This is a genomic window from Microbacterium cucumeris (assembly GCF_058349845.2).
Map to the genome: position 1 here is coordinate 197,310 of NZ_JBYRIZ020000001.1, position 16,712 is coordinate 214,021.

The window sequence follows — 16,712 nt, forward strand, 5'->3', positions numbered from 1 at the left end:
CATGGCCACCGAAGAAACCCTCGTCCTCGTCAAGCCGGACGGCGTCGCTCGCGGCCTCACCGGCGCGATCCTCGCGCGCATCGAGGCGAAGGGCTACGCACTCGTCGACATCCGCCTGGTCGAGCCCGACCGCGATCTGCTCGCCGCGCACTACGCCGAGCACGAGGGCAAGCCGTTCTACGAGCCGCTGCTCGAGTTCATGCTCTCCGGACCGTCCGTCGCGATCCGCCTCGCGGGCAACCGCGTGATCGAGGGGTTCCGTTCCCTCGCCGGCACGACCGACCCGACCACGGCGGCGCCGGGGACCATCCGCGGCGACTTCGGACGCGACTGGGGTCTGGCCGTCCAGCAGAACCTCGTGCACGGCTCCGACAGCCCGGAGTCCGCGGCTCGCGAGCTCGCCATCTGGTTTTGACACGTCCCGGCTCAATGCCGCGCAGCGGCGTTGAGCCGGGATCGTGTCAAGGTTGAGCGAGCGCAGCGAGTCGAAACCTGAGCAGGCTCGGCTGTTGCCGCGCAGCGGCGTTGAGCCGGGATCGTGTCAAGGTTGAGCGAGCGCAGCGAGTCGAAACCTCAGCAGGCTTGGCTGTTGCCGCGCAGCGGCGTTGAGCCGGGATCGTGTGCCCGTCCTCCGTCAGGGAGGGCGGGCATTCCTCATCCCCGCGGATCAGAAGATCGCGCGGTAGACCTCACCGAGCAGGTCGAGACCGGCCAGCTGCGCCATCATGATCACGATCGCGTAGGCGACGATCGTCGCGAGCGGCACCCAGGCCATCAGTCGTGCGGCACGCTGCTGGACGCGCTCGGAGGTCGTGAAGGTGCCGTTGCGCGCGAGGTGCACCATGGTCGCGAGGAACGTCGGGATCGTGACCGACCATGTCACCATGCACCACGGGCAGAGCGTTCCGAGGTTGTCCGCGTAGATGCTCTGGGTGATCAGCCAGCAGATGAAGACGAACGCCCCCGTGATGCCGAGACCGAACAGACCCCAGAACCAGCGCGGGAAGCGCACGTTCGCGAGGACGGCGACGCCCATGACGAGCACGGCCATCCAGCCGGTGACCCCGATGATCGGGTTCGGGAACCCGAAGGCCGATCCCTGCCAGGAGTCGAGGTTCGCGTCGCACTGCAGGATGACACTGAAGTAGCAGCTGGACAGCGAGTCCGGGTCCTCGAGCTTGATGAACTTCTCCACCGTGAGCTGGAAGGCGGCCCACCATCCGATGATGCTCGCGATGATCAACCAGATTCCGTACCCGATGTAGCGGGGGCGCTGCTGCGTCATAGCGCCAGTATCTCAGCGATTGCTATGCGCCGGGCGTGAGGCGGCCGGGACGATCGGCGGTTCCGATGCCGCGATAATCCGCGCTTGATGCGATAATGACCTGTGATGCTTCTCGCGGCGCCGCCGCAGACGGGCATCGACGAAGACTTCGGGGCCCATGCCCCACGCGATCAGAGCACAAGAGCCGATCGCACGCCGAGTGAGTTCGCGGCCCGTGCCGCATGAGATTTCGCGGAGCACACAGTGCCCGTGCAGGGAGTACGCCAGAGATGGCCGATGAGAACAATGACAACAACACCCCGACCCTCGACGAGAATGCAGAGCGACCGCTAGACGCGACGCCACAGGCGCCGGAGGCCGACGCGGCCCCGGTCGACGAGGCGGCGCAGGACACTCCCGCCGCGGACGCTTCGGAGGAGACTCCGGCGGTCGACGCACCTGAGCCGGAAGCTGCGACCGAGGACGCTCCCGCCGCAGACGTGATCGTGGCCGCGGCTGACGCCGAGACGAACGCGCCCCCGGTGGAGCCGGCGGCGGATGACCGGGCCACGGACGCCGCACCCGCCGAGCCGGTGTCGGCCTCGTCCGCGGAGGCTCCCGCAGAATCCGCGTCCCCGCAGGGACAGACCCCGGCGGAGCCCGCCACAGAGAAGCCCGCAGAGCCTGCCACCGAGCCCGCAGGGTCCGGCGCGGAGGCACCGGCTGGGCCCGCCACCGTATCCGCCGAGCCCGTCGCCGAGACTCCGGCCGAGGCTTCCACGGAACCGGCAGAGCCCGTCGCAGAGAAGCCCGCGAAGCCGGAGCCCGTGACGGCGGTCAGCCTCGGGCTGATCCCGGAGACGTTCGTCTCGCAGGTCTCCACGCAACTGCACTTCTACGCTCCCGAGATCGTGCCCCTGCCCGCGCGCCCCGGCCGCGAGCGCGACCGTGACCGTGACCAGGACTCCGATGACACGGGTTCGTCCTCGCGCCGCGGTCGCCGCCGAGGGCGCGGCGGCGATGGCGACGACGAGCGTTCGGAGCCGCGTCAGCGTCAGCGCGTCGTCGAGTACATCACCGAGCCGAAGGCGATCAAGGGATCCACGCGCCTGGAGGCCAAGAAGCAGCGCCGCCGCGACGGCCGCGACGCCGGCCGTCGACGTCCTGTCGTGACCGAAGCCGAGTTCCTCGCCCGGCGCGAGGCCGTCGACCGCATGATGGTCGTCCGCTCCAAGAACGGCCGCACCCAGATCGCAGTCCTCGAGGACAACGTGCTCGTGGAGCACTACGTCGCGCGCAACCAGGACGCCTCGCTCATCGGGAACGTGTACCTCGGCCGCGTGCAGAACGTCCTTCCCAGCATGGAGGCGGCGTTCGTCGACATCGGTCGGGGACGCAACGCGGTGCTGTACTCGGGAGAGGTCGACTGGGACGGCGTCGAGACCGGCAACCAGCCGCGCCGCATCGAACTGGCGCTCAAGCCGGGTGACCGCGTTCTCGTCCAGGTGACCAAGGACCCCGTCGGGCACAAGGGGGCCAGGCTGACCAGTCAGGTCTCGCTCCCCGGCCGTTACCTCGTGTATGTGCCGAACGGATCGATGAACGGCATCTCGCGCAAGCTCCCGGACAACGAGCGCGCCCGCCTCAAGCGCATCCTCAAGGAGGTGCTGCCGGAGTCCAGCGGCGTCATCGTCCGCACGGCCGCCGAAGGCGCCACGGAAGACCAGCTGACGCGGGACGTCCAGCGCCTCACCAACCAGTGGGAGCACATCCAGAAGCAGGTCGAGAGCCAGCAGGCGCCCGCGCTGCTGCACGCCGAACCCGATCTGCTCGTGAAGATCGTCCGCGACGTGTTCAACGAGGACTTCACGAAGATGCTCATCCAGGGCGACGAGGCTCAGCGCACGATCCGCGCCTATCTCGAGAGCGTCGCCCCGGATCTGCTCGAGCGCGTCGAGTCCTACGAGGACGAGACCGACCCGTTCGACGCCTTCCGCGTCACGGAGCAGATCGAGAAGGCGCTGGACCGCAAGGTGTGGCTGCCCTCCGGCGGCTCGCTCGTGATCGACCGCACCGAGGCGATGACCGTCGTCGACGTCAACACCGGCAAGTTCGTCGGATCCGGGGGCAACCTGGAGGAGACGGTCACCAAGAACAACCTCGAAGCCGCGGAGGAGATCGTCCGCCAGCTGCGTCTGCGCGACATCGGCGGCATCATCGTCGTCGACTTCATCGACATGGTCCTCGAGTCGAATCGCGACCTGGTGCTGCGGCGCCTCGTCGAGTGCCTGAGCCGTGACCGCACTAAGCACCAGGTCGCCGAGGTGACGTCGCTGGGACTGGTGCAGATGACGCGCAAGAAGCTCGGGCTGGGTCTTCTGGAGACGTTCTCCGAACCCTGCGAGGTCTGCGCGGGCCGCGGCGTCATCGTGCACCACGATCCCGTGGTCAAGCACCGCGCGAGCTCCTCCGGATCCTCCGGTCGTCGTCAGCGCGGCGGCAACCAGAGCAGCAGCGCACCGGCGGCCTCCTCGGTCGTGACGCACGGCATCCCGGAGGGGGCGAAGTCCGCTCTCGCGCAGATCGCCGCTTCCACGCGTGCCGCGTCCGGCGAGTCGACGGATGCCCCGGCACCCGTCGAGCCGGTGGCCGAGCGTCCCAAGAAGGCGCGCAAGAAGCGGTCCGAGCGTTCCAAGGCTCCCCGCAGCGAGGCCGAGCAGCTGCTCGACTCGGTGCTGGACGCCCTCCCCGAGCCGAAGGCACCGGGACAGGGGCGCAACCGTCGTCGCGTCACCACGGCGGCGCTCACCGGCACTCCGGTGGCCGTGAACGCCGAAGCGGGGTCAGCGACCGCGCCGGTCGCGGGCGGGGACACGCAGTCCTGACGCGATCAGCCGGCGCGTGAGCTCCTTGCCGCCGACATGAACCGCACCCGCAGCGACGAGCCGGGGGAGGATCTCCTCCGGCACGTCGTAATGATCCAGGTCGAAGGCGCGTGCGGGGACGTCGTTGGCGCGGGCGAACACGTGGAGCTCGTCGAGGTCCGCGTCGCTCACCAGGTGCGCCCACAGGCGTCCGTGCGCGGGCCAGATCGGGTCGTCGACGAGTACGGTCACCGTGCGATCCTATTCCCGGGTGCGTCGTGCGACACGGGATCCGCTCGCTTTGCCTCTGCGCCCGGCATCCGGTAAAGTGGACCCTTGGTGCGCGAGCTGAGCCGTCCCTCGGGGCGGTCCGGATGAGCCCCGGTGCTCGCACCCGTCAGACCTGCGACGAACGCAGGCACAGTCTTCCCGTGAGATTTCCGGAGCCGAGTGCTCCCCAACGAAACAGGTATGAAGTGGTTTACGCAGTAGTGCGCGCCGGTGGACGGCAGGAGAAGGTCGAGGTCGGCACGATCGTTCAGCTCGACCGTGTTCAGGCTGCCCAGGGCGAGAAGATCGAGCTGCCTGCCGTGCTGCTCGTCGACGGCGCCACGGTGACCACCGACGCCGACAAGCTGGCGAAGGTCAAGGTCACCGCAGAGGTGCTCGGCAACCTCCGCGGCCCGAAGATCGTCATCCAGAAGTTCAAGAACAAGACCGGCTACAAGAAGCGTCAGGGCCACCGCCAGGAGCTCACGCGCGTCAAGATCACCGGTATCAAGTAAGCACGAAGAGGAGCTGAGAAATGGCACACAAGAAGGGTGCGAGCTCGACCCGCAACGGTCGTGACTCCAACGCACAGCGACTCGGCGTGAAGCGCTTCGGCGGTCAGACCGTCAACGCCGGCGAGATCCTGGTCCGCCAGCGCGGCACGCACTTCCACCCCGGCGTCAACGTCGGCCGTGGTGGCGACGACACGCTGTTCGCTCTCGCCGCCGGTTCGGTGGAGTTCGGCGCGAAGGGCGGCCGCAAGGTCGTCAACATCGTCGCGGCTGCCGAGTAATCGCAGCGCACAGCTATCATCCGGACGGGGCGGGCATTTGCCCGTCCCGTTCGCGTATTCCGAGGAGTTCTGACGCATGGTCACGTTCGTCGACACGGTGACGCTCCACCTGCGCGCCGGCAAGGGCGGCAACGGCTGTGTGTCGGTGCATCGCGAGAAGTTCAAGCCGCTCGGCGGGCCCGACGGGGGCAACGGCGGAGACGGCGGCGACATCGTCCTCGTCGCCGACCCGCAGACCGGTACGCTTCTGTCGTATCACCACTCGCCTCACCGCTCGAGCGGCAACGGCGGATTCGGCATGGGCGATCACCGGTCCGGGTTCGCGGGCGAGACCCTGGAGCTCCCGGTGCCGGTCGGCACGGTCGTGAAGGATGCCGCCGGCGAGGTCCTCATCGACATGGTCGTTCCGGGGGAGCGCTTCGTCGTCGCGCAGGGCGGCCGCGGAGGGCTGGGCAACGCAGCTCTGGCGACGCCCAAGCGCAAGGCCCCCGGATTCGCCCTGCTCGGAACGCCGGGCTTCGAGGGCGACGTCATCCTCGAGCTCAAGACCGTCGCCGATGTCGCTCTGGTCGGGTACCCCTCGGCGGGGAAGTCCAGCCTCATCGCCGCGATCTCGGCCGCACGCCCGAAGATCGCCGACTACCCGTTCACGACTCTGCACCCGAACCTCGGCGTCGTGCAGGCGGGCGACGCCCGCTACACCGTGGCGGACGTGCCCGGACTGATCGAGGGCGCGAGCGAGGGACGGGGACTCGGCCTGGAGTTCCTGCGCCACGTGGAGCGATGCTCCGCGCTTCTGCACGTCCTCGACTGCGCGACGCTCGAACCCGGTCGCGATCCGATCAGCGACCTCGACGTCATCATCGCCGAGCTGGCCGCCTATGAGGTACCCGAGGGGCAGGTGCCGCTGCTCGAACGCCCGCAGCTGATCGCCCTGAACAAGGTCGACGTGCCCGAGGCGCGCGACTTGGCCGAGCTCGTCCGCCCCGAGCTCGAGGAACGCGGATTCCGCGTGTTCGAGATCTCCACGGTCTCGCACGAGGGGCTGCGCGCGCTGACGTTCGCGCTGGGTGAGATCGTCGAGGAGCATCGCGCGCAGGCCGCGGTCGAGGTGCCGCGCGAGCGGGTCGTGATCCGTCCGAAGGGCGCGGTGAAGGAATTCACCGTGCGCGTCGAGGGCGGCAGCTACGGCAACGTGTACCGCGTGCTCGGCGAGAAGCCCGTGCGTTGGGTGCAGCAGACCGACTTCCAGAACGAGGAGGCCGTGGGCTACCTCGCGGACCGTCTGGAACGGCTGGGCGTCGAGGACGAGCTGTTCCGAGTGGGCGCCACACCCGGAGCGACGGTCGTCATCGGCGAGGGCGACGGGCTGGTCTTCGATTGGGAGCCCTCGATGTCCTCGGCAGCCGAGCTCATGGTCGCCCCGCGAGGAACCGATCCGCGTCTGGCGCCGAACGGACGCCGCACGACGAGCCAGCGCCGCGAGCAGTACCACGAGCGGATGGACGCCCGCGCCGCGCAGCGCGCCGAGGCCGAGGAACGCCGCCGCGTCACCGCCGAGGACGTCGACGGGGACGAGGAATGACCGCACGAACCAGGGAAGAGCTCGCGACCGCCGCGCGCATCGTGGTGAAGGTGGGTTCGTCGTCGATCAGCGGCGAGTCGTCGTGGCGCATCCCGATGATCGTGCACGCGCTGCAGAAGGCGCACGGTCGCGGATGCGAGATCGTTCTCGTCTCCTCGGGGGCGATCGCCACCGGCATCCCGTTCCTGAACCTGGATGCCCGGCCCACCGACCTCGCCACCCAGCAGGCGGCGGCCGCGGTCGGTCAGAACATCCTCGTCTACCGCTACCAGGAGGCGCTGCGTCCGTTCGGCATCGTCGCGGGACAGGTGCTGCTGACCACGGGAGACCTGGAGCACGCGACGTCCCGCAGCAACGCCCGTCGCGCCATGGAGCGCCTGCTGGGCCTGCGGATCCTGCCGATCGTGAACGAGAACGACACCGTCGCCACGCAGGAGATCCGCTTCGGCGACAACGACCGCCTGGCGGCACTCGTGGCCCAGCTCATCCAGGCGGACGCCCTCGTTCTGCTCAGCGACGTCGAGGCGCTGTACACCAGGCCGCCGACGGACCCGCTGGCCGAGCCGATCGAGACGATCCGTCCCGAGGAGGACCTCTCAGGCCTCGAGTTCGGCGCCACCGTGGTCAACAGCGTGGGCACGGGCGGTGCGGCGACCAAGGTGTCGGCGGCGCGGCTGGCCGCGGCATCCGGGATCGGCGTGCTCGTGACCAGCGCCGACCTCATCGACCGCGCCCTGTCCGGGGAGTCCATCGGCACGTGGTTCGTGCCGGCGGCACAGGGCTGATCGCGGCTGTCTCGCCGCCGTCACATCGGCCCTGTCGAGCTCGCGCGCTGGATACACTGGGCGGATGAGCGTCGACACCCTCACCGCACCCGTCGGATCCGCCGCTGCGGAGGCCGCCGGGCCGCAGGAGCGCCTGAGGCTGGCGAAGGATGCGTCGCGAGCGATCGCCCGGCTCACCAGCGATGACAAGGCGCGCGCTCTCGAGGCGATCGCGCAGGCCATCGAGGCGGGAGCTGCTCGGATCATCGCCGCGAACGCCGGAGACATCGCTCGCGGCGAGGCCGACGGAATCGGCGCGGCGCTCATCGACAGACTGCGCCTGGACGACAGGCGGGTCGCCGCTCTGGCGGCCGCCGTCCGCGACGTCGCGACGCTGCCCGACCCGGTCGGTCAGGTCGTCGGCGGACACCGGATGCCCAACGGCGTCGCGCTGGAACAGGTCCGCGTGCCGTTCGGCGTCGTCGGGGCGATCTATGAGGCGCGTCCGAACGTCACGGTCGACATCGCCGCGCTCGCCCTGCGGTCGGGCAACGCCGTCGTGCTGCGCGGCGGCAGTGCGGCCCGGGAGTCGAACACCGTGCTCGTCGAGATCATGCGCGCGGCTCTCGCCGGCGCCGGTGTCACCCCAGAGGCCGTCCAGACCGTCGACGACTTCGGGCGCGAGGGGGCCAAGGCGCTCATGCACGGGCGCGGATTCGTCGACGTGCTCGTGCCGCGCGGCAGTGCCGCCCTCATCGAGACGGTGGTCACCGAGTCGACCGTCCCGGTGATCGAGACCGGTGCCGGCGTCGTGCACATCGTGCTCGACGAGACGGCTCCCGACGACTGGGCGCGCGACATCGTGGTGAACGCCAAGGTCCAGCGGCCCAGCGTCTGCAACGCCGTCGAGACCGTGCTGGTCCTTCGTCAGGCCGCGCCCCGGCTGATCCCGCTCGTCGCCAGCGCGCTGCAGAGCGAAGGCGTCGCCGTGCACGGCGACGACATGGTGGCCGGACTCGTGAGCGGAGTGATCCCCGCCACCGAGGAGGACTGGGCCACTGAGTACCTCAGCCTCGACATCGCGATCAAGGTCGTCGACACCCTGGACGATGCGCTCGCGCACATCCGCCGGTACAGCACGGGGCACACCGAATCGATCATCACCACGGATGCCCGAAACGCCGAGCGCTTCCTCGCCGAGGTCGACTCCGCGGTGGTCATGGCGAACGCCTCGACGCGGTTCACCGACGGCGCGGAGTTCGGGTTCGGGGCCGAGGTCGGGATATCCACGCAGAAGCTGCACGCGCGAGGTCCGATGGGCCTGTCCGAGCTGACCAGCACGAAGTGGCTCGCGCGTGGGGCCGGGCAGACGCGCGGCTGAGCGATAGGATGGGGAAGCGCGTTCGCGCCCCCGGTCACGAAACGGAGTCAGGATGAATCTCGTCGCACAGATGGCGATGGCAGCCGCTGAGACGGAGCACCACGGCAACGTGGCGCTCGAGACGCTGATCTTCGGTGTCATCGCCGCGATCGTGTTCGCTCTTCTGGGACTGGTGACGTTCTCCTACCGCCACGTCGCGAACCGCCACTCGGCGAAGGCCGAGGCGTGGGCAGCGCAGCACGGCAAGGACGGCCACGGAGCAGGGCACGGCCACTGAGCCGCCCATGGAGACCACGACCTCACGGGCACCGCGTATCGGGGTGATGGGCGGGACCTTCGACCCGATCCATCACGGGCACCTGGTCGCGGCGAGCGAGGTCGCGCACTCGTTCGACCTCGACGAGGTGATCTTCGTCCCCACCGGCCGACCGTGGCAGAAGCGCACGGTCACGCCCAGCGAGCACCGCTATCTGATGACGGTGATCGCCACGGCGTCCAACCCCCGATTCACGGTCAGTCGCGTCGACATCGATCGCGAGGGCGACACCTACACGATCGACACGCTGCGGGATCTCAAGCAGCAGCGACCCGATGCCGAACTCTTCTTCATCAGCGGAGCGGATGCCGTAGCGCAGATTCTCAGCTGGAGGGACCATGATGAGTTGTGGGATCTGGCCCACTTCGTCGCGGTCTCGCGTCCAGGACACGTTCTGAGCACCGATGGCCTCCCGAGCGACGATGTCAGCCAGTTGGAGGTGCCGGCGCTGTCGATCTCCTCGACGGACTGCCGCCAGCGCGTCCACGAGGGGGAGCCGGTGTGGTACCTCGTCCCCGACGGAGTCGTTCAGTACATCGCGAAGCATCATCTGTATCGGAGCAAGGCATGAGCACATCGGACAGCCCAGGGAAGGAACCGCTGACGCGCAAGCAGCTGCGGGAGATCCGCCTGACCGGCGCGACACCGGTGATCACGGAGAACGAGGAGGCGACCCCTCCTCCGGCCCCCGTGCTGCCCCGCGCCGCCGAGCCGGCCCCCGTCGCGCCGGCACCGGTCCCCGATGACGCCGTGGATCTCGGGGCAGCGCCCCTGACGCGTCGCCAGGCCCGGGAGCAGGAGCGCATCAGGACCGCGTCGGTCCCGGTGATCGGCGCCGAGGACCCCGCGGCGTCGCCCGCCGAGCCGGAGACGTCGGACGACGACGCCGGAAGCCGGGAGGCGAAGACCGCGGCGACGGAGACGGAGATCGTGTCCGCCGTCCCTGTGTTCGCTCCCACTCCGGCGAAGGCGGACGACGGCCCCCTGGATTCGTCCTCCGACGCTCCCGAGGACGAGTCCGAGGACGAGACCGAAGCACTCCTCGAACCGGGTGACTCGGAGCCCGAGACCGCCGAGGAGGCGGATGCCGGGGCCGCCGCCGACCAGGAGGCCGGCGACGAGGACGAGGACACCGAGGCCGACCTCGTGGCGCTCGGCGTCGACGCTGACGTCATCGAGGACACCGATGACGCAGCCGAGCACGGCGAACGGCCGACCGTGAACCCCACATTCGGGCAGAGCGTTCTCGCCGAGGAGAAGACCACCACGCCGTTCACGCCGTCGTTCGACGAGCTGATCACGGTCAGCGACTCCACGGGCTCGCAGCACATCGCTCCGAGCGCTCTGATCTTCAACCCGCCTCCCGGGGACGGCTCGCTGTCAGGCCCTGTCGCCTCGACCGGTGAGGTTCTCATCACCGGAACCTACGAACTCCCCGAGGGCCTCGGCTCGCAGGGGCACGCGAAGGGGGTCGCCGACGGCAAGGACGTCGATGCGGTCCTCATCGACGGCGAGCTGCCGCCGGCATCCTCGCCGACGCCGATCGCGGCCAGCTCCGCGGTCAGCACGATCAAGCCCGCGGGCGAGGTCATCCGTCCCCCAGCGCCTGAGAAGGGCAACCGGCTCATGCTGACGCTGGCGATCACCGCCGGCGGACTGGCGCTGGCGCTGGCGACGGCCCTGATCATCGCCTTCACGACGAATGTGCTCTGATGCAATCACCTGAATCCGCGGAGCAGATGCTCCAGATCGCCGCGAACGCGGCGGCATCCAAGGGCGGCGAGGATCTGCTCGCGCTCAACGTGTCGGAGCCGCTGCCGCTGGTCGACATCTTCCTCCTCGTCACAGGAAACAGCGAGCGCAACGTCGCCGCGATCGCCGACGAGATCGAGGACAAGCTCGTCGAGGCCGGACACAAGCGCGTCCGCCGCGAGGGCCGGGCCGAGGCCCGCTGGGTCCTGCTGGACTTCGGCGACCTCATCGTGCACGTGTTCCATTCCGAGGAGCGCGTGTACTACGGTCTCGAGCGGCTCTGGAAGGACTGCCCGGTGGTCCCCATCGAGCTGACCGAGCCTGCCGACCGCGCCTGACATGGCCGTGCACCTCGTCACCGGCGCAGGGTCCGGCATCGGCTCCGTGCTCGCGCGTCGCCTGCTCGAACGGGGCGACGATGTCGTCCTGCTGGCTCGCGACGCCGGCAGGGCGCGGGAGATCGCCGCTCGATTCCCCGGAGCGACGACGATCGTCGGCGACCTGGGGCAGCCGGGCCGGCTCTCCTGGGCGCTGTCGAAGCAGCGGCTGCCGGAGCGGCTCGACTCCGTGGTGCATGTCGCAGGGGTCGTCGATCTCGGGGCGGTCGCGGATCTCGCGCCGGCGCAGTGGGAGCAGCAGCTCGCCGTCAACCTCGTCGGTCCGGCCGAGCTCACGCGGCTGCTGCTGCCCGTGCTGCGGGTGTCACGCGGCCAGGTCGTGTTCGTCAACTCCGGTGCCGGCCTGCACGCGCACGCCGGCTGGTCCGCGTACGCCGCCTCCAAGCACGGTCTGAAGGCACTGGCGGACGCCCTGCGCGCCGAAGAAGCCGAACACGGCATCCGGGTCACCTCGATCTATCCCGGCCGGACTGCGACCCCCATGCAGGCGCGCGTGCATCAGCAGGAGGGCCGCAAGTACGAACCGGAGCGATTCATCGATCCCGAGTCGGTCGCGACGACGATCCTCACGGCTCTCGATCTGCCGCGTGACGCCGACATCACCGACCTGACGGTGCGTCCCGGAGCCTGACGGGCGGCTCCGGCCGCGTCCGTCGACGGCGCCGGCACGGCCTGTCAACCCTCGTGCGCGCGGCGCCCGGCACGGGCAGGATGACGGTCATGCCGAACGAGGACGTCATCCCCTCCGCCTCGCCGAGAGCGGTGCCGACGTGAGTCCGTCCACGGCGCCGGCACGTGCGCGCGAGCGGCTGGCGACCTCGCTGCACGCGGCGGTGACGGGGCCGCGTCTGCTGCTGGCGGTCAAGACCGCGGTGGCCGTCGGCCTCGCGTGGACGGTGGCGCGGTATCTGCCCGGCGTCACGGACGATCACCCCTATTACGCTCCGCTCGGTGCGCTGATCAGCATGCACCCGACGCTCATGGACTCGATGAAGTCCAGCCTCCAGACGTTGGCGGCTCTCGCGACCGGAATGCTCCTGGCACTTCTCGTGGTGTTCACCGTCGGACCGAACGTGTGGACCCTCGCCCTCGTCGCCGGGATCGGCGTCCTGCTCTCGGGAACGGGGTGGTTCGGCATCGGTCGCGAGTACATCGCGGTCGCCGCGGTGTTCGTGCTCATCATCGGCGGGCACGACGCCGAGACGTACTCCCTGAGCTATCTCGTCCCGATGGCCGTCGGACTCGCGATCGGGCTCGTCATCAACCTGCTCGTCGCTCCCCGGACGTTCTCGGCGACGGCGAGTGCTCGAGTGGAGGGCTATCGGCGGGAGCTCGCATCCCACCTGGACGGCATCGGGGAGGCGCTGGAGACGGCCTGGCCGCCGGAGCGCACGGGGTGGACCGAGGGCGCCGATGCTCTCGAGACGACGGCGCGAGACGTGCGCACGGCCCTCGCCGAGGCTGATCGGAGCCGCCGGGGCAATCCGCGCGCGATCGGCGGGCGTCACGGCACCGGTGCCGCGCATGCGAGACTCGAGACGCTCGAATCGATCGCGGTGCGGGTGCGGGACATCTCCGATGCGCTGGAGGACGTGGTGAGGGAGCGACCGGGGGGCTTTCCCATCGACGAGTCCCTGATCCCAGCGATCGCCCGTGCGTGCCGGGCCGTTGCTGCGGCGATCGCCGACCTCGGGCAGGACGACAAGGAGGCGCACCGCACCAGGGCTGCGGCGGCTCAAGCCGTGCGCCGGCTGGTCGACGAACTCGAAGCCGGTCACGCATCCGCTCGCAGCATCCTCGGTCCCGGAGTCCTGGTGGCCACGCACCTTCGGCGGATCGTCGTGCTCCTGCACGTGAGGGCGGGGGAGGAGGGACGATGACGACCGGGGTGCACGACGACGGCGGACGACCGCCGTGGCGGCTCGGCCGTGACGCGTGGGCGCTCGCGCTGCGCCGTGCGGTGCGCAAGTTCGGGACGGATCGGAATCCGGATGCCGCGGCAGCACTGACCTTCTACGCCGTGCTCGCGACCGTGCCCGCGGTGATCGCCGCGATCTCGACGATCGGTCTGATGGGTCGGGACGGAGCGCGCCTGGACTCGGTGCTGCAGGCGGCGGACGCCGTCCTCCCCGAGGGGGCGGGGGAGGCGTTGCGGGACCCGCTGTCCGAACTCGCCGACGCGTCGGCCACCGGCTGGGTGCTGCTCGCCTCGCTCGTGCTCACGGTGTGGTCCGTCGGCAGGTACACGACCTCGTTCAGCCGTGCTGCGAACCGGATCTACGGGGTGGAGGAAGGCCGGCCGTTCTGGAGGTCCAAGCCGGCGCATCTGCTCCTGACGATCGTTCTCCTCGTGCTGGTGCTCGTCGCGGCGGTCCTCGCCGTGACGGGCGAGCGCCTCGCGCGCGGGCTCGGCGAGATCTGGGGTGTGGGGGAGGCCGGCCTGCTGGTGTGGAGCATCGTGCGCTGGCCGGCGCTGGCGGCGGTGATCGTCCTGCTCGTCGCGATCCTGTACACGTTCGCACCCAACGTCTCTCCCCGCAGCTTCCGGTGGATGAGCCTGGGCGCGGCCGCGGCGCTCGTCGTCTTCGGCATAGCTTCCGCGGCTTTCGGCTTCTACGTGACCGCGGTCGCGGACTACGAGCGTCTCTACGGTCCGTTCGCGAGCGTCCTCATCTTCCTGCTGTGGCTCTGGATCGCGAACGCGGCGCTCCTGTTCGGCGTGGAGCTGGACGTCGAGCTCGAGCGCGTCCGCGAGCTGCGCGCGGGGGTCCCCGCCGAGCGGCAGGTGCAGGTCGAACTGCGGGACACCACCGCGATCGCCTCCCGCGTGCGACGCGACGTCGCCGAGGAGCGCAAGGCGCGGCGCCTGCGGCCACCGCACTGATCCGCGTGGCGGGGTCACACCAGGGAGCGGTACCGCAGCTCCGGACGGCCGACACTGCCGTATCTGGGAGAGCTCTCGGCGAGTCCCGACTCCACGAGACGCTCCAGGTAGCGGCGCGCGCTGACGCGCGACATGCCGAGTTGCTCTGCGACCTCGGTGGCGGACAGCGGTGCGGCGTGCGCCTCCAGAGCCGTCGCCACTCGCTGCAGAGTTGCCGGGGAGACGCCCTTGCGCTGTGCGGCGATCGCGACGGCGTCGTGCCGCATGAGCGCGTCGACCGTGACCTGGTCGAGTTCGGCCGTACCGGTGAGTTCGGCATCCCGGGCGATCACGCGCCAGACGTCGTCCAGGCGCTCGTGCAGGGTCTGCATCGGAAAGGGCTTGACGACGTAGTGATGCACGCCGTGCGCCCGCGCGCGCCGGACGGTGTCCAGATCCCGCGCGGCGGTGACGGCGATGACCTCGACGTGCGCGCCCGAGGCGCGGGCGCGGCGCAGGACCTCGATGCCGGACATGTCCGGCAGGTAGACGTCCAGCAGCAGGACGTCGGGCGCGAGCTCGTGCACGGCGCGCAGGGCGTCCGCTCCCGTGGAGGCGACTCCGACCACCTCGAAGCGGGGATGGCGTTCGACGAAGCCACGGGTGACGTGGGCGACGGCGAAGTCGTCCTCGACGATGAGCGTCCGCAGCCGTGTCATCGCACGGACTCCGCGTGCTGCACGGCGGGCAGGCGCACGGTGAATCGGGCGCCACCGGCGGAGGAGGGGCCGAGGTCGATGGATCCGCCCCGGCGCTCGACGATGCGCGCCACGATGGTCAGCCCGTAGCCGCGCTGGCGCCCGTCCGGCTTGGTGGAGAAACCGAGCCGGAACACGTCTCCGCGTCGTTCGAGGGGGACCCCCGGGCCGTCGTCCTCGACCACGATGCGGATGTCGAGACTCTCGTCCTGGGCGATCGACACTCTCACGTGCCCGCCCTGCCCGGCGGCGTCGAGAGCGTTGTCGATCAGGTTGCCGACGACGGTGCTGAGGTCGTCTCCTCCGCAGTCAGCGGGCAGGCGCGAATCGTCCGTCACGGTCAGCAGGACGCCCAGTTCCCTGGCGCGCGCGCGTTTGGCGAGCAGGATCGCCGCGAGCTCGATGTCCTGCACTCCCGTGGGGGCGTCCAGCCGGTTCAGTCCGCCGCCGTCGCCGGCGCGTTCGACCACACGGCGGGCGGCATCCACTTCGCCGAGCTCGATCAGGCCGCCGATCGTGTGGAGGGTGTTGGAGAACTCGTGCTGCTGGGCGCGCAGCCCCTCGGCCAGGCTCTGCGCTCCGGCGAGCTCGCGCAGCGCGTGATCGAGCTCGGTGCGGTCCATCAGGGTCACTACGGTGCCCACGCGCCTGCCCTGCACGCGCACGGGAGCGGCTCGGGCGAGCAGGACGCGTTCGCCCGAGAGCACCAGCCGCTGAGAGTCGTCGTCGTCGGCATCCGCCTCGGCGATCACGTGCGTGAGATCGTCCAGCAGATCCGAGGCGATACGGCCCGTCGCCTCGGCAGGCGTCGCGAGGCCGAGGAGCCGGGCGGCGGCGTCGTTGCAGAGCGAGACCCGGCCGTCCTCGTCGAGCGCGAGCATGCCCTCGCGGATGCCGTGCAGCGTGGCCTCGCGGGTCTCGAGCAGTCCGCGGATCTCCTCGGGCTCCAACCCGTAGATCCGCCGGCGCACCATGCGCGCGACGCCGGTCGCGGCGATGACGCCGATGACGGTCGCCGCTCCGAGGGCGAGGAGGAATCCCGTGATGTCCCCGGCGAAATCCGCGCGCAGGTCGGACCACAGGATGCCCACGGAGACCTGACCGATCACGTCGCCGTCCTCGCCGAAGACGGGGACCTTGACCCGCCACGACTCGCCGAGCGTGCCGGTCTGCGTGCCGACGTACATCTCGCCCGACAGGGCGACGCTCGGATCCGTCGACACCGGCTCGCCGATCCGGTCCGGATTCGGATGCGAGAAGCGGATGCCCTCGTCGTCCGTGACGACGACGTAGGCCACGTTCGAGGAGTCCCTGATCAGCTCAGCGATCGGCTGGATGACGGATGCCGGGTCGGCGTCGTCGTACGCGTCGGTGACCGCGGGAAGCTGGGCGACCGACTGAGCCACCGCGATCATGCGCTCCTGCGAGGCCTCGCGGATCTGCTGCTCCTGCATGAGCATCGCGGCAAGGCCCGCGGTCAGCACGATCGCGAGCACGATGACGGCCTGCAGCAGCACGAGCTGCGTGCGGAGCGTCATCGCCTTCACCACGAGTCCATGGTAGGCGAGCGGGCGACGGCGTCCGGCGGGACCGAAACGACCGAAATGCGTCCTTTCGTACGCAACCCGTGGGCGACGCGTGCGCGGCCCTAGCGTGAGCGGACACCGTCCCGGCATCGCCGCCGGGCTGACGGACTCGAGGAGG

General features: G+C 70.0%; 18 protein-coding genes. 14 read left to right on the forward strand and 4 right to left on the reverse strand.

The features are described from left to right. Position 1: 1 nt before the first annotated feature. Positions 2–415, forward strand: a complete 414-nt coding sequence (gene ndk / locus AC3RXZ_RS00995; protein ID WP_243225905.1) for a nucleoside-diphosphate kinase — start codon at positions 2–4, stop codon at positions 413–415. Between the two features lie 252 nt (positions 416–667). Here ndk and AC3RXZ_RS01000 read toward each other — a convergent pair whose 3' ends face one another. Next, entirely contained in the window at positions 668–1,285 is a 618-nt protein-coding gene (locus AC3RXZ_RS01000; RefSeq protein WP_491492900.1) for a vitamin K epoxide reductase family protein, read from the reverse strand. A gap of 269 nt (positions 1,286–1,554) precedes the next feature. On the opposite strand from AC3RXZ_RS01000, the gene AC3RXZ_RS01005 reads away from it, so the two are divergent. Beyond that, positions 1,555–4,149, forward strand: a complete 2,595-nt coding sequence (locus tag AC3RXZ_RS01005; protein ID WP_491492901.1) for an Rne/Rng family ribonuclease — start codon at positions 1,555–1,557, stop codon at positions 4,147–4,149. On the opposite strand, the gene AC3RXZ_RS01010 is transcribed toward AC3RXZ_RS01005, so the two are convergent. Next, positions 4,108–4,380 carry a DUF4031 domain-containing protein gene (locus tag AC3RXZ_RS01010; RefSeq protein ID WP_243225902.1) on the reverse strand — a complete coding sequence of 91 codons (273 nt, stop codon included), beginning with the start codon at positions 4,378–4,380 and terminating at the stop codon, positions 4,108–4,110. The two genes, AC3RXZ_RS01005 and AC3RXZ_RS01010, sit on opposite strands and share 42 nt — an antisense overlap. 224 nt (positions 4,381–4,604) lie before the next feature. Here AC3RXZ_RS01010 and rplU point away from each other — a divergent pair, with 224 nt between their 5' ends. From rplU to AC3RXZ_RS01070, 12 genes are all read left to right on the forward strand, one after another. After that, a complete protein-coding gene (gene rplU, locus AC3RXZ_RS01015) occupies positions 4,605–4,913 on the forward strand; it encodes a 50S ribosomal protein L21 (protein WP_243225900.1) in 309 nt (102 codons plus the stop codon). A 20-nt stretch (positions 4,914–4,933) separates the two neighbouring features. Then, positions 4,934–5,191 carry a 50S ribosomal protein L27 gene (gene rpmA / locus AC3RXZ_RS01020; RefSeq protein ID WP_243225898.1) on the forward strand — a complete coding sequence of 86 codons (258 nt, stop codon included), beginning with the start codon at positions 4,934–4,936 and terminating at the stop codon, positions 5,189–5,191. Between the two features lie 76 nt (positions 5,192–5,267). Next, positions 5,268–6,776 (forward strand): GTPase ObgE, encoded by a 1,509-nt coding sequence (gene obgE, locus AC3RXZ_RS01025; RefSeq protein WP_491492902.1) that lies wholly within the window; start codon positions 5,268–5,270, stop codon positions 6,774–6,776. Then, positions 6,773–7,561, forward strand: coding sequence for a glutamate 5-kinase (gene proB / locus AC3RXZ_RS01030; RefSeq protein WP_491492903.1), 789 nt, complete (start codon positions 6,773–6,775; stop codon positions 7,559–7,561). Before obgE ends, proB begins: the two co-directional genes overlap by 4 nt. Positions 7,562–7,625: 64 nt before the next feature. Further along, positions 7,626–8,921, forward strand: a complete 1,296-nt coding sequence (locus tag AC3RXZ_RS01035) for a glutamate-5-semialdehyde dehydrogenase (protein WP_491492904.1) — start codon at positions 7,626–7,628, stop codon at positions 8,919–8,921. Between the two features lie 52 nt (positions 8,922–8,973). Beyond that, a complete protein-coding gene (locus AC3RXZ_RS01040) occupies positions 8,974–9,198 on the forward strand; it encodes a hypothetical protein (RefSeq protein ID WP_243225893.1) in 225 nt (74 codons plus the stop codon). A gap of 7 nt (positions 9,199–9,205) precedes the next feature. Further along, positions 9,206–9,808, forward strand: a complete 603-nt coding sequence (gene nadD, locus AC3RXZ_RS01045) for a nicotinate-nucleotide adenylyltransferase (protein WP_243225892.1) — start codon at positions 9,206–9,208, stop codon at positions 9,806–9,808. Next, positions 9,805–10,950, forward strand: coding sequence for a hypothetical protein (locus tag AC3RXZ_RS01050; RefSeq protein WP_243225891.1), 1,146 nt, complete (start codon positions 9,805–9,807; stop codon positions 10,948–10,950). The genes nadD and AC3RXZ_RS01050 overlap by 4 nt, the downstream gene beginning before the upstream one ends. Next, complete coding sequence (gene rsfS / locus AC3RXZ_RS01055) at positions 10,950–11,327, forward strand: ribosome silencing factor (RefSeq protein ID WP_243225890.1); 378 nt, start codon at positions 10,950–10,952, stop codon at positions 11,325–11,327. Before AC3RXZ_RS01050 ends, rsfS begins: the two co-directional genes overlap by 1 nt. A gap of 1 nt (position 11,328) precedes the next feature. Then, positions 11,329–12,018: an SDR family oxidoreductase gene (locus AC3RXZ_RS01060; protein WP_491492905.1), complete on the forward strand. Its 690-nt coding sequence runs from the start codon at positions 11,329–11,331 to the stop codon at positions 12,016–12,018. 139 nt (positions 12,019–12,157) lie between these two features. Further along, entirely contained in the window at positions 12,158–13,267 is a 1,110-nt protein-coding gene (locus AC3RXZ_RS01065; RefSeq protein WP_491492906.1) for an FUSC family protein, read from the forward strand. After that, positions 13,264–14,271: a YihY/virulence factor BrkB family protein gene (locus tag AC3RXZ_RS01070; protein WP_243225887.1), complete on the forward strand. Its 1,008-nt coding sequence runs from the start codon at positions 13,264–13,266 to the stop codon at positions 14,269–14,271. The genes AC3RXZ_RS01065 and AC3RXZ_RS01070 overlap by 4 nt, the downstream gene beginning before the upstream one ends. 14 nt (positions 14,272–14,285) lie before the next feature. Here AC3RXZ_RS01070 and AC3RXZ_RS01075 read toward each other — a convergent pair whose 3' ends face one another. Together AC3RXZ_RS01075 and AC3RXZ_RS01080 are read right to left on the reverse strand one after the other, a co-directional pair. After that, positions 14,286–14,969 (reverse strand): response regulator, encoded by a 684-nt coding sequence (locus AC3RXZ_RS01075; protein WP_243225885.1) that lies wholly within the window; start codon positions 14,967–14,969, stop codon positions 14,286–14,288. Continuing rightward, positions 14,966–16,558, reverse strand: coding sequence for an ATP-binding protein (locus AC3RXZ_RS01080; protein ID WP_491492907.1), 1,593 nt, complete (start codon positions 16,556–16,558; stop codon positions 14,966–14,968). Before AC3RXZ_RS01080 ends, AC3RXZ_RS01075 begins: the two co-directional genes overlap by 4 nt. Positions 16,559–16,712 lie beyond the last annotated feature (154 nt).

Excerpts from the sequence above, each read along its gene's own strand:
- AC3RXZ_RS01070 (WP_243225887.1), top strand. The coding sequence starts at position 13,264 with ATGACGACCGGGGTGCACGACGACGGCGGACGACCGCCGTGGCGGCTC.
- AC3RXZ_RS01050 (WP_243225891.1), top strand. The coding sequence starts at position 9,805 with ATGAGCACATCGGACAGCCCAGGGAAGGAACCGCTGACGCGCAAGCAG.
- ndk (WP_243225905.1), top strand. The coding sequence starts at position 2 with ATGGCCACCGAAGAAACCCTCGTCCTCGTCAAGCCGGACGGCGTCGCT.
- rpmA (WP_243225898.1), top strand. The coding sequence starts at position 4,934 with ATGGCACACAAGAAGGGTGCGAGCTCGACCCGCAACGGTCGTGACTCC.
- proB (WP_491492903.1), top strand. The coding sequence starts at position 6,773 with ATGACCGCACGAACCAGGGAAGAGCTCGCGACCGCCGCGCGCATCGTG.
- nadD (WP_243225892.1), top strand. The coding sequence starts at position 9,206 with ATGGAGACCACGACCTCACGGGCACCGCGTATCGGGGTGATGGGCGGG.
- rsfS (WP_243225890.1), top strand. The coding sequence starts at position 10,950 with ATGCAATCACCTGAATCCGCGGAGCAGATGCTCCAGATCGCCGCGAAC.
- obgE (WP_491492902.1), top strand. The coding sequence starts at position 5,268 with ATGGTCACGTTCGTCGACACGGTGACGCTCCACCTGCGCGCCGGCAAG.
- AC3RXZ_RS01075 (WP_243225885.1), bottom strand. The coding sequence starts at position 14,969 with ATGACACGGCTGCGGACGCTCATCGTCGAGGACGACTTCGCCGTCGCC.
- AC3RXZ_RS01040 (WP_243225893.1), top strand. The coding sequence starts at position 8,974 with ATGAATCTCGTCGCACAGATGGCGATGGCAGCCGCTGAGACGGAGCAC.
- AC3RXZ_RS01035 (WP_491492904.1), top strand. The coding sequence starts at position 7,626 with ATGAGCGTCGACACCCTCACCGCACCCGTCGGATCCGCCGCTGCGGAG.
- AC3RXZ_RS01005 (WP_491492901.1), top strand. The coding sequence starts at position 1,555 with ATGGCCGATGAGAACAATGACAACAACACCCCGACCCTCGACGAGAAT.
- AC3RXZ_RS01060 (WP_491492905.1), top strand. The coding sequence starts at position 11,329 with ATGGCCGTGCACCTCGTCACCGGCGCAGGGTCCGGCATCGGCTCCGTG.
- AC3RXZ_RS01000 (WP_491492900.1), bottom strand. The coding sequence starts at position 1,285 with ATGACGCAGCAGCGCCCCCGCTACATCGGGTACGGAATCTGGTTGATC.